Source organism: Winogradskyella sp. HaHa_3_26, assembly GCF_019278425.1.
GTDB classification, from domain to species: Bacteria; Bacteroidota; Bacteroidia; order Flavobacteriales; family Flavobacteriaceae; genus Winogradskyella; species Winogradskyella undariae.
Genome location: NZ_CP058981.1, coordinates 2,142,366 through 2,154,237, shown reverse-complemented (window position 1 = coordinate 2,154,237; position 11,872 = coordinate 2,142,366). Strand labels below are relative to the sequence as shown.

Annotated in this window: 12 protein-coding genes; 8 read left to right on the top strand and 4 right to left on the bottom strand. The window is 32.0% G+C overall.

All coding sequences use genetic code 11. From position 1 onward, the window contains the following. From H0I32_RS09325 to H0I32_RS09315, 3 genes are all read right to left on the bottom strand, one after another. The gene (locus H0I32_RS09325; RefSeq protein ID WP_179313559.1) at positions 1-660 is read right to left on the bottom strand and encodes a hypothetical protein; all 660 of its coding nucleotides are present in this window, start codon (positions 658-660) and stop codon (positions 1-3) included. 5 nt (positions 661-665) lie between these two features. After that, the gene (locus tag H0I32_RS09320) at positions 666-1,187 is read right to left on the bottom strand and encodes a coiled-coil domain-containing protein (RefSeq protein ID WP_179313560.1); all 522 of its coding nucleotides are present in this window, start codon (positions 1,185-1,187) and stop codon (positions 666-668) included. A 76-nt stretch (positions 1,188-1,263) separates the two neighbouring features. Further along, positions 1,264-2,406: a methionine aminotransferase gene (locus H0I32_RS09315; RefSeq protein ID WP_179313561.1), complete on the bottom strand. Its 1,143-nt coding sequence runs from the start codon at positions 2,404-2,406 to the stop codon at positions 1,264-1,266. 84 nt (positions 2,407-2,490) lie between these two features. Between H0I32_RS09315 and H0I32_RS09310 the strand changes: the two genes are divergently transcribed. After that, the gene (locus H0I32_RS09310; RefSeq protein WP_179313562.1) at positions 2,491-4,623 is read left to right on the top strand and encodes a S46 family peptidase; all 2,133 of its coding nucleotides are present in this window, start codon (positions 2,491-2,493) and stop codon (positions 4,621-4,623) included. Positions 4,624-5,454: 831 nt separating this feature from the next. On the opposite strand, the gene ahcY is transcribed toward H0I32_RS09310, so the two are convergent. Beyond that, positions 5,455-6,771 carry an adenosylhomocysteinase gene (gene ahcY, locus H0I32_RS09305; RefSeq protein ID WP_179313563.1) on the bottom strand — a complete coding sequence of 439 codons (1,317 nt, stop codon included), beginning with the start codon at positions 6,769-6,771 and terminating at the stop codon, positions 5,455-5,457. A 133-nt stretch (positions 6,772-6,904) separates the two neighbouring features. On the opposite strand from ahcY, the gene H0I32_RS09300 reads away from it, so the two are divergent. The 7 genes from H0I32_RS09300 to arfB all read left to right on the top strand — a co-directional run bounded on the left by H0I32_RS09300 (position 6,905) and on the right by arfB (position 11,752). Next, positions 6,905-7,531 (top strand): 4'-phosphopantetheinyl transferase family protein, encoded by a 627-nt coding sequence (locus H0I32_RS09300; protein WP_179313564.1) that lies wholly within the window; start codon positions 6,905-6,907, stop codon positions 7,529-7,531. Positions 7,532-7,619: 88 nt separating this feature from the next. Next, positions 7,620-8,360: a geranylgeranylglyceryl/heptaprenylglyceryl phosphate synthase gene (locus H0I32_RS09295; protein ID WP_179313565.1), complete on the top strand. Its 741-nt coding sequence runs from the start codon at positions 7,620-7,622 to the stop codon at positions 8,358-8,360. Positions 8,361-8,391: 31 nt separating this feature from the next. Continuing rightward, the gene (locus H0I32_RS09290) at positions 8,392-8,652 is read left to right on the top strand and encodes a hypothetical protein (RefSeq protein WP_173586218.1); all 261 of its coding nucleotides are present in this window, start codon (positions 8,392-8,394) and stop codon (positions 8,650-8,652) included. Next, complete coding sequence (gene pnuC / locus H0I32_RS09285; protein WP_173586217.1) at positions 8,636-9,265, top strand: nicotinamide riboside transporter PnuC; 630 nt, start codon at positions 8,636-8,638, stop codon at positions 9,263-9,265. Before H0I32_RS09290 ends, pnuC begins: the two co-directional genes overlap by 17 nt. Beyond that, positions 9,226-9,792 (top strand): AAA family ATPase, encoded by a 567-nt coding sequence (locus H0I32_RS09280; RefSeq protein ID WP_173586216.1) that lies wholly within the window; start codon positions 9,226-9,228, stop codon positions 9,790-9,792. The genes pnuC and H0I32_RS09280 overlap by 40 nt, the downstream gene beginning before the upstream one ends. Then, on the top strand, positions 9,789-11,348 hold the full coding sequence (locus H0I32_RS09275; RefSeq protein ID WP_179313566.1) for a DUF4301 family protein: 1,560 nt from the start codon (positions 9,789-9,791) through the stop codon (positions 11,346-11,348). The genes H0I32_RS09280 and H0I32_RS09275 overlap by 4 nt, the downstream gene beginning before the upstream one ends. Further along, a complete protein-coding gene (gene arfB / locus H0I32_RS09270) occupies positions 11,348-11,752 on the top strand; it encodes an alternative ribosome rescue aminoacyl-tRNA hydrolase ArfB (protein WP_179313567.1) in 405 nt (134 codons plus the stop codon). Before H0I32_RS09275 ends, arfB begins: the two co-directional genes overlap by 1 nt. Positions 11,753-11,872 lie beyond the last annotated feature (120 nt).

Here is an 11,872-nt window from a genome sequence, read left to right as displayed (position 1 = left end):
TTATAATTTTCGTTTCGCTTTATTTACTTTGTCAGTAAGCTTCTCTAATTTATCCATCCACTTATTTTCATCGACAGGAGACAATTCACCTTTTCTTTTTAACTTCTCGTATTTCTTTTGAGCTTTGTCTAATTTATCTTCAGCTTTTGCCAAATTAGCTTCTAGTTTTTCTTCTTTTTCTAATGCTTTTTCAGCTTTCTTTTCTGCTTTCTCTGCCTTTTTCTCAGCTTTCTCAGCAGCCTTTTTTTCCTTTTCTAACTCCTTAGCAGCATCTTCTCTTTCTTTTACGGCTTTAGCTTCTTCTTTTTCAAGCTTTTTTGCTGCAGCTTCCTTTTTCTTTATCGCTTTTTCTTCTTCTTTTTTCGCTTTAGCTTCAACAACTTTAACCTTCTCTTCTTCAGCTTTTACTTTTGCCGCTTCTTCTTTTGCTTTAGCTTCTTCTAATTTTGCTGCTGCTTCTACTTTAATTTTTTCTAAAATTGTAGCCGCTTCTTTAAAAATAACTGCTTTTTCTTCTAAACTTAAAGTTTCTGTCACATCCTTTCCTTCTAAAAAGATTTTCTCACTTTTAACCTCGTAGATTTTTCCTTCTTTGGTTACTTCTTGCGCGTTTAAAAACAACGCAAATACTAGACTTACACAAGTTAATATATATTTCATAATTTTTATTTATTTAAGTTATTCATTTTTTCTTTTGCTTCTTCAAACTCTTTTTCTAAATCGTCTAATTTTTCAGACCATTTTTCCTCATCATTAGGAGATAGCTTTTCTTTTAATTTTTCAAATTTCTTCTGTTGATTATCTAAACTTTTCTTTGCCTTTAAAAAATCTTTACGTGCATCTTCTTTATCTTCAATCTTTTTTTCTAATGCCTCTTGTTGCTCCTCTAGTTTTTCTTGTTTTGCTTCCGCTTCTTCTTTTGTTTTTTTCAACTCTTTTTGCTGTGCTTTAAGAGACTCTTGTAACTGCTCTGCTTCTGCTTTAGCTTTATTATTTGCTTTTAGTGTCGCTTCTATTTCTGACTTACGTTCCTCCGATAAAGTTTCTGTAACATCGGCACCGTCGTTTTTAAAAGAATTACCTTTTACTTCATAAACTTTTCCATCTGTCATAATAACACGATCACTACTACCACAAGACAGCATTAAACTTATTAAAAAGAAAATAAATATATATTGAAATTTCATATTATATATAATTTTTGTTTCTATAATTTAGACACTAAAGAATTGATAGCGTCACTACATTACGAAAGTTTTAACATTAAATCCTATTCAAAATTTCAGCAGCTTGTATTAAAGTTTCTTCTGTTTTCGCAAAACAAAACCGTAACACTTTATCATCCTTATTATTAGTATTAAATACAGACAATGGAATAGCAGCTATTCTAAATTCTTTTGTTAATCGTTTTGCAAAATCTACATCATATTCATCTGTAATATCACTATAATCTAATACTTGAAAATAGGTTCCTTTAGAGGCTTGAAATTTAAATCTAGATTCTGAAATTAAATTCAGAAACAAATCTCGTTTCCGCTGAAAAAAAATATTCAAACTTAAATAACTTTCTTCATCTTTCATATAATCCGCAATCCCTTTTTGAGACGGATGATGTACTGAAAACACATTAAACTGATGTACTTTTCTAAATTCGGACATTAATTGTTCTGGCGCACAACAATACCCAATTTTCCAACCCGTATTATGAAACGTTTTACCAAAGGAAGCCGTAATAAAACTACGTTGTTTTAAATCTTCAAATAAACAAACACTTTGATGTTGTTCAGCATCAAATATAATATGTTCATAAACCTCATCACTTAAAATTATAATATTAGTGTTTATTGTTATTTTTTGAAGTTGAAGCATATCCTCTTTAGACCAAATTGTCCCACTTGGATTATGAGGTGAATTGATAATAATCATCTTTGTTTTAGATGTTATTTTTGAAGCAACCTCTTCCCAATTCACTTTATAATTTGGTGCTGATAACTGAATAGCAATTGGTTTCCCTCCATTAATTTCAACTGCAGGCTCATAACAATCATAAGCGGGTTTAAAAATAACTACCTCATCATCTTTTCTAATAAATGTAGAAATAATCGTATAAATGGCTTGTGTTGCTCCTGCTGTAACTGTAATTTCTTTTTCTGGATGGTATTTACTTTTATATAACAACTCATATTTATGAGCAATAGCCAACCGCAAATCTAAATTCCCAGCCATTGGTGCATATTGATTATAGCCTTTATTCATGGCGTCATAAACCAAAGCATTCAGTTTCTGAGAACTAGGGTAATTAGGAAAACCTTGCGATAAATTAATTGCATTATACTCTTTAGCCAAAGCACTCATAACAGTAAAAATCGTTGTCCCTGTGTTTGGTAATTTAGATGTGAAATTCATAAAAAAAGTAGGCTTTATGTACAAAAACATTAAAGATATAAAACAAGCTTTTCTATCTTTACAAAAACTAAAAAAATATTGAATATGCGATTTTTTAAAATTCTTTTCTTTTTCGTTGTTTTTCAAGTCTCGGCACAGCAAGGAGGCATGTGGATTCCTTCACTTTTAGAGGGTATGAACGAAGATGAAATGCAAAGTTTGGGCAGTAAATTAACAGCTCAAGATATTTACGATGTTAACAACTCAAGCTTAAAAGATGCCATTGGCCATTTTAATGGTGGCTGTACAAGTGAAGTTATTTCAGACCAAGGTTTAGTACTTACCAATCACCACTGTGGTTTTAGCCAGATACAATCGCACTCTTCTTTAGAAAATGATTATCTAAAAGATGGTTTTTGGGCCATGAATTTAGAAGACGAATTACCAAACGAAGGTTTATTTATTGAGTTTATTGTGAGTATTCATGATGTTTCTGATGTGGTTTTAAAAGGAATTACAACTAACATGACGGAAACAGAAAAGCAATCTTTAATTTCTAAAAACAGTAATGCAGCTTTAAAAACTTGGCCAAAAGAAACTTGGCAAGACTTAAAAACAAAAGCATTTTTTGAAGGCAATCAATATTTTCTTTTTGTAACAGAACGTTTTGAAGATATCCGTTTAGTAGGTGCACCACCAACAAGTATTGGTAAATTTGGTAGCGATACTGACAACTGGGTTTTCCCAAGACATACCGGTGATTTTTCTATGTTTCGTATTTATGCAGATGCTAATAACCGTCCTGCAAAATACAGTAAAGACAACCAACCTTACAAGCCTAAACATTTTCTTCCGATCTCTTTAGATGGTGTTGAAGAAGGTGATTTTACGATGGTATTTGGTTTTCCTGGTACAACTAGCGAATATCTACCTGCAGTAGCAATTGAACATATTACAGAGGAATTTAACCCAACAAACATCGCTATTCGTGAAGCGGCTCTAAAAGTTATTGACCAAAAAATGAAAACTAGCGATGATGTGCGTATTAAATACGCTTCTAAACAAGCTAGAATTGCTAATGCTTGGAAAAAGTGGATTGGTGAAAACTTAGGAATTAAGAAAACTAATGCTGTTGAAAAACGCAGAGAATTTGAAGCTACTTTTACCAAAGCTTTAAAAGAAAAAGGACTAGAGGACAAATACGGTCATATCCTTCCTGAATTTGATAAACTATATAAAGATTTTGCACCTATAGATATTAAGAGAAGAAACTTTATTGAAGTCTTTTTCACTACCAATGAATTAATGCAAATGACATTTAGAGCTTACCAAATTGAACAAGCTTTAATTGAAAACCCTGCAATTCTTGAAAACGCTAAAGCAAGTTTAACAGGAACTTTAAAAGGGATTCATAAAAACTACGATGTTGACGTTGACAAAGGAGTCTACCTTAATGTAATGCCGTTATATAGTAAAGATGTAGATGCTACAATTTATGACAAAACAGCCTTTACTCATTTAGACTCTGCTCTAAAATTATTAGAAGGTGATGCTGATACCGTGATAAAAAACCTTAATAATGATGCCGCTTTTGCTTATGCAAAACCAATGATTACAGAATTTTTTGATTCAATTAATAAAGATTACGAAGCAAAGAATGCACCTATCACAGCTTTACAAACCGAATACATGACTGCATTAATGGAAGCCTTACCTAACGAACGTTATTTTCCTGATGCTAACAGTACGCTACGTGTTACTTACGGACAAGTTAGAGGTTATTCGCCAAGAGATGCTGTGTATTACAACCCAGTGAGTTATTTAGAAGGTGTGATTGAAAAATATATTCCAGGTGATTATGAGTTTGATGTGCCACAAAAACTAATTGAGCTATATGAAGCTAAGGATTACGGACAATATGTAGATAGCAACGGAAAAGTACCAGTTTGTTTCTTAGGAACCAACCACACTACAGGTGGAAATTCGGGAAGTCCTGCTATTGATGCCGAAGGAAATTTAGTTGGTTTAAACTTCGACAGAGTTTGGGAAGGGACTATGAGTGACATGAATTACGATCCGGAAATTTGCCGTAACATTATGGTAGATTTGCGTTATGTACTTTTCATTGTTGATAAATATGCTGGTGCACAACACTTAATTGATGAAATGACCTTAGTGCATCCTAAGAAAAATGATTCTAAGAAAAAGAAAAAACGCAAGAATAAAAAGAGAAAGTAGGCCGTAATTAAGTCCTAAGTTAGCAATTGCTAACTCTAAAATATATTAGACCTCACTGATTATTAAAATCCGTGAGGTCTTTTTTATACTTAATAAACACTTCTCGATACGATTTGTCGTGCCTCAAAATCACTCGAAGTGACGATAACAGTAATCATTATAATTCTTGTTTAACGCAAGCCGTCAGTTCAAGTGGAATTGCTTTTTCTGCAATTTTATATCGAGAACTAATCAAATTAAAACTCAATAACTCCTAAAAACTAAAACAACACTTCTCGATACGATTTATCGTACCTCAAAATCACTCGAAGTGATGATAACAGTAATCATTATAATTCTTATTTAACTCAAGCCGTCAGTTCGAGTGAAATTGCTTTTTCTGCAATTTTATATCGAGAACTAATCAAATTAAAACTCAACAACTCCTAAAAACTAAAACAACACTTCTCGATACGATTTATCGTATCTCAAAAATCACTCAAAGTGACGAAATAGTAATCACTATAATTCTTATTTCACGCAAACCGTCTGTCCGAGTGGAATTGCTTTTTCTCCAATTTTGTATCGAGAACCAATTAAATTAAAACTCAATAACTCCTAAAAACTAAAACAACACTTCTCAATACGATTTCTCGTACCTCAAAAATCATTCGAAGTGACGAAATAGTAATCATTAATAATTCTTATTTAACGCAAGCCATCAGTTCGAGTGAAATTGCTTTTTCTGCAATTTTGTATCGAGAACCTTTTTTTAATTTAAAACAAAAAAAATCCCAAACACTGATGTTTGGGATTTTTCGATTATACAATTCCTGCCTTCGCAGAAATTTATTAGTATCTATAATGCTCAGGCTTATAAGGACCTTCAACCGTTACACCAATGTATTCTGCTTGGTAATCTGCTAATTCAGTTAACTCTACACCAATTTTTGCTAAGTGTAATTTAGCTACTTTTTCATCTAAATGCTTTGGCAACATGTACACGTCATTTTCATAACTGAAACTGTTTTTCCAAAGTTCAATTTGCGCTAAAGTTTGGTTTGTAAATGAATTACTCATTACAAAACTTGGGTGACCTGTTGCACAACCTAAGTTTACTAAACGTCCTTCTGCAAGTAAAATAATATCGTTTCCGTTGATGTTATATTTATCAACCTGAGGCTTAATTGTATCTTTAGTATGACCGTGTTTCTCGTTTAACCAACCTACTTGAATCTCATTATCAAAGTGACCAATGTTAGCAACGATAACTTTATCTTTCATTGCTTCAAAATGCTCAGCTCTTACAATATCTTTGTTTCCTGTTGTTGTAATAATAATATCAGAATTACCAACTACAGTTTCTAATTTCTTAACTTCAAAACCGTCCATTGCAGCTTGTAATGCACAAATTGGGTCAATTTCAGTAACTGTTACAATAGAACCTGCACCTTTAAAAGAAGCAGCTGTTCCTTTACCAACATCACCATAACCACAAACAGTTACACGCTTACCAGCTAACATAATATCTGTTGCTCTACGAATTGCATCTACTGCAGATTCTTTACAACCGTATTTGTTATCGAATTTAGATTTTGTTACAGAATCATTCACGTTAATTGCTGGCATTGTTAAAGTACCATTTTTTACACGCTCATAAAGTCTGTGAACTCCTGTTGTAGTTTCCTCAGACAATCCTTTAATTCCTTCAGATAATTCTGGATACTTATCTAAAACCATGTTAGTTAAATCACCACCATCATCTAAAATCATGTTTAATGGTTTTCTGTCTTCACCAAAAAATAAAGTTTGTTCAATACACCAATCAAACTCTTCTTCTGTTAATCCTTTCCATGCATAAACAGCTGTACCCGCTTCAGCAATTGCTGCAGCAGCTTGGTCTTGCGTAGAGAAAATATTACAAGAACTCCAAGTCACTTCTGCACCTAAAGCTTGTAATGTTTCAATTAAAACCGCTGTCTGAATCGTCATGTGTAAACAACCTGCAATACGTGCTCCTTTTAAAGGCTGCTCATTTTTATACTCTTCTCTAAGACTCATTAAACCTGGCATTTCTGATTCAGCCAATTTAATCTCTTTTCTTCCCCATGCCGCAAGCGACATATCTTTTACCTTATTCGGTACGTAAGCAATTGTTTTTGCACTCATATTCTTTTTCTCGTTTTTTATATATTATAAAACGCCTTTGGGTTTAACACTTAAATAGTTAAATTCGCTAATCTAAAAATGTCAAAACAGACATAGGCGATGCAAAGATAATCAATAACATTAAGAATTCTAAATGCCACTTTATAAAACCATTAGTGTTAACTCACAAACTACTGTTAAAATCTGGAAGATCGAAGAATCTTATGATGATTTAATTTCACCTATTGATTTAAAACCAGACAGTTTAAAACGCGTTTTAGGCATGAAAAGCGAACTACACCAACGTGGCTTTTTAAGTGTGCGTCATTTACTTAGAGCGTTTGGATATACTGATCAAGATTTATTTTATGACGAAAATGGAAAACCTCATCTAAAGGATGGAAAACATATTTCTATAACGCATTCGTTTACATTTTCTGGAGTTATTATTAGTGATAAAGAAGTCGGAATTGATATTGAAAAGCAGCGTGAAAAAATAGGCATTATTGCTCATAAATTTATCGATTACGAAAACCATTACGTAAAGCCTAAAGACGAAGACTACATTAATAGATTGACTGTAATTTGGGGCATTAAAGAATCATTATACAAACTCTTTGCAACTCCAGGCATGTTATTTAAAGAGCATTTTTTAGTTATTCCGTTTATGCTTAAAGATGGCAAAACCGTAGCTTGGATAGATTATAAAAATAAAAAATACAGATACGACACAGCCTTTTTCGAATTTGAAGGATTTACTTGTGCTTATGTCGTTCCCTAAAAAGACTCTAAACTATTAGACGCTAGAGTTTAGAAAAGAACCAACTAGAAAAAAAACATTTACACCTAAAATTCCATTATTGGAATAAATGAAACACCACAACAATATATTAGAGACAATTAAGGCAAATAAGAAAAACTTAGCCGTTTTAATTGATCCAGACAAGATGAAGATTCATTCCGTTTCAAATTTTATTGAAAAGGTGAATCAGTCTATTACTACACATATTTTTGTTGGGGGAAGTGAAGTTAATAAAGGATTAACCGAAGCTTTAGTTATAGAAATAAAAAAATACACAACTTTACCTATTATATTGTTTCCTGGAGATATCATTCAAATTACAGATAAAGCAGATGGAATTTTATTTTTATCTTTAATCTCCGGAAGAAATCCTGATTATTTAATAGGTAAACATGTTGAAGCAGTTTCAAGATTAGCCAAAACAAATCTCGAAATTATTCCTACTGGATATTTACTTATTGAAAACGAAAAAGAAACGGCAGTACAACGTGTTAGCGAAACAAAACCAATAAGCAGAAATGCTATAGAAACAATTAAGGATACAGCAAAAGCAGGAGAATTATTGGGCATGAAACTCATTTACCTCGAAGCTGGAAGTGGTGCCAAACATGCTATTGAACCTCATATTATTTCAGAAGTTAAACAGAAAATAAATATTCCATTAATTGTTGGTGGAGGTATAAGGACTAAAGCAGAACTAGAATCAGCTTACAATGCTGGTGCCGATTTAGTAGTTATAGGAACCGCTTTTGAAGATGACGAAACATTTTTTGATGATTTAAAAAAAATCACTAAAACATATAATTAATTATAAATTCACCGCCTTTGCGGCAATCACAATGAAAATATCTATAGAATTACAATTATCACCATTAAAAGACGATTACGAACCACACATTATTGATTTTATTAAGCATTTAAGAGCTTCAGAATTCACAGTTTTAGAAAACCCTTTAAGCACACAAATCTATGGTGATTTCGATACCTTAATGCCTTTTCTAACACAAGAAATAAAACGATCATTTGCTGATATAGATATTGCAGTATTGCAAATGAAAATCGTAAAAACGGATAGGAGTGACTATGAACCACATTTTTGATTTTTTTTTAGAACCCTATCGTACAGCAACAACTCTTAATATTATCATTGAAATAATTGCTGTTGTTTTTGGTATAGCAAGTGTTTGGTATGCTCAAAAAGAAAATATTTTGGTGTTTCCAACCGGGATTATTAGCACCATTCTATTTGTTTATTTGTGTTATATATTTACACTTTACGGCGATTTAACAATCAACATTTACTACACATTAATGAGTATTTATGGTTGGTATATGTGGAAATATTCTGATAATGGCAACGAATTAGCCGTCACAAAATCATCCATAAAAGACTGGGTAAAAGCCGGATCAATTTTCGTAATAACAATGATTTTTGTAATTTGTGTGTATCTCTATTTTAATCGTTTCGATAGAATTACAGATTATATAGATACTATAACCACAGGTATTTTCTTTGCAGGAATGTGGTTAATGGCCAACAAAAAAATAGAGAATTGGATATTATGGATTATTGCAGATCTTATTTCTATCCCTTTATATTTTGTAAAAGGCTTAGGATTTACTGGAGTTCAATTTATAATATTTTTAATCTTAGCTGTTCAAGGCTATAACGCATGGAAAAAAAGCTTAGACAAGAACCCTCAGACTGTGTAAAAATAGTTTTATTCGGCCCAGAATCAACAGGGAAAACAACGATATCTCGCCAATTAGCAAGACATTACAATTCTATTTGGGTCCCTGAGTATGCTAGAGAATACTTACAAGACAAATGGAACGACGAACGTAAAACTTGCGAACCAAAAGACCTACTTCCAATTGCAATAGGGCAAATTAAATTAGAGAATGAGTTAAGCAAAAAAACAAATTCTGTTTTAATTTGCGATACAGATTTACTAGAAACAAAAGTTTATAGTGAAGCCTATTACCAAGGAAGTTGCGACCCCATTTTAGACAAGTATGCTAAGAACAATATTTATGATTTATATTTTTTAACTTATATTGACACACCGTGGGAAGCTGATGATCTGCGAGATAAACCCGATGAAAGGGAGCGCATGTTTAAAGCTTTTGAATCCGCATTAAAGAATCACAATAAACCTTATGTGCTTTTAAAAGGAAATGAAAAAGAGCGATTACAATTAGCGGTTAAGCACATAGATGAATTAATAAAGAACAAATGAATTTTACTGATAAAGACCTTAAACAAATAGATACTAATAATTTGACCTTAGCCAAGGTTGAAAAACAAATAGGAATTTTTGAAACCGGAATTCCTTTTACTAATGTCTCTGCTGCAGCAACATTAAACAAAGGTATTATGCCTTTGACAGAATCTGACATGAAAGATTTTGTAGCTCTTTTTGAAGCCGAAAAAGACAACAAATCACTATTAAAATTTGTACCTGCATCTGGTGCAGCAACTAGAATGTTTAAATTTCTCTTCCGGTATATCAGTGAATATAATGAGAATGAACAATCTCTTAATGCGTATATAAATAAGAATAACTTAAGAGAATTATCCTTGTTTATGGTGGGCTTGGAGAAATTCCCGTTTTATAAACAAGTTGCAGGATTATTAAAATCTGAAGGTATAGATTTAGAAACTTTATCTAGTCAAGAAAAAGTATGGCATTTTGCCAAAGCAATGTTAGATAAAAATGAATTAAATTTTGGTAATCAACCCAAAGGATTACTTCCATTTCACTACTATAAAAACGATTACATCGCTACTGCCTTCGAAGAACATCTTTACGAATCAGCCTTATACGCTACAAGTAATAACACAGCAAGATTACACTTTACAATATCAGAGAGTCATGAAGCTAAGTTTACTGAAGAATTTAATAAAATAAAAGATCGTATTGAAGCAGAAAAAGGAGTGAAATTCAATATTTCATTCTCTTATCAACAACATGCCACAGACACTATTGCTGTGACTATGGAAAACAAACCTTTTAGAGAAGCTGATGGTTCATTATTATTTAGACCTTCTGGACATGGTGCACTTCTAAAAAACTTAAACGCTATTGATGCAGACGTTATTTTTGTAAAAAATATAGATAATGTTGTCGTTAATAAATACAAAGAAGAATTAGCAGGCTTTAAAAAAGCTTTAGCAGGAATCTTATTAAAACTACAAAGCAAATCATTTGAATACTTAAATGATTTAGACGCTAATAATGTTGAAGAAGGAACGCTAGTTGCTGTCGAAAATTTTGTAACACACAAATTAAGTATCAAAATATCTGATGAATATTTTAAATATAAAGATTGTTATAAAGTCGAATATTTAAAAGAAAAACTCAACCGTCCAATACGTGTCTGCGGAATGGTAAGAAATGAAGGCGAACCAGGAGGAGGTCCTTTTTGGGTTAAAGACGAAAAATCTAACCAATCGCTTCAAATTGTAGAATCTGCACAGATTAATCTAAAAGATTCTAAACAAGAAGAGATACTTAAAAATGCCACACACTTTAATCCTGTAGATTTAATTTGTGGAATTAAAAATTATAAAGGCGAAAAATTTGATTTAGAAAAATACGTCGATCATAATGCTGCTTTTATAACAAATAAAACAAAAAATGGTAAAGCATTAAAAGCTCTTGAATTACCAGGACTTTGGAACGGAAGTATGGCACATTGGAATACTATTTTTGTAGAAGTTCCAATTAGTACTTTCAACCCTGTGAAAACAGTAAATGATTTGCTTAAGCCACCACATCAAATTAAATCATAGTGAAAATTGATGTTTTAAAATCAGAGTTAAGCTATAAATACGTTAGAAGCTCAGGAAGTGGAGGTCAACATGTAAATAAGGTATCATCTAAAGCCGAATTATATTTTGACCTCAACAATTCTGTAGCCTTTAGTGATGAACAAAAGCAAAAGCTCTCTGAGTTTTTTGGTAACCGATTAACAAAAGATGGGGTCTTAATTCTAGCCTGTGATGAAAGCCGAAGCCAGTTTAGAAATAAAGCCTTGGTCACCCAACGTTTTATTGTATTAATTGAAGAAGGTTTAAAGAAAAAGAAACTACGGATTAAAACAAGAGTTCCAAGAGGCGTAAAAAAGAGACGTTTAAGGAATAAACGCATTAATGCTGATAAAAAAGCAAATCGAAAAACTCCTGATATAGAATAAAACAATCTCGTCTGTACGTAATTCCGAATAAATAGGGAATTGCACTGAGAAGTATTAATTAAATTTTTATTTATTTTTTGAACTAATCCCTGTGTCAAAAAAATTCAAAAATCTTAATTC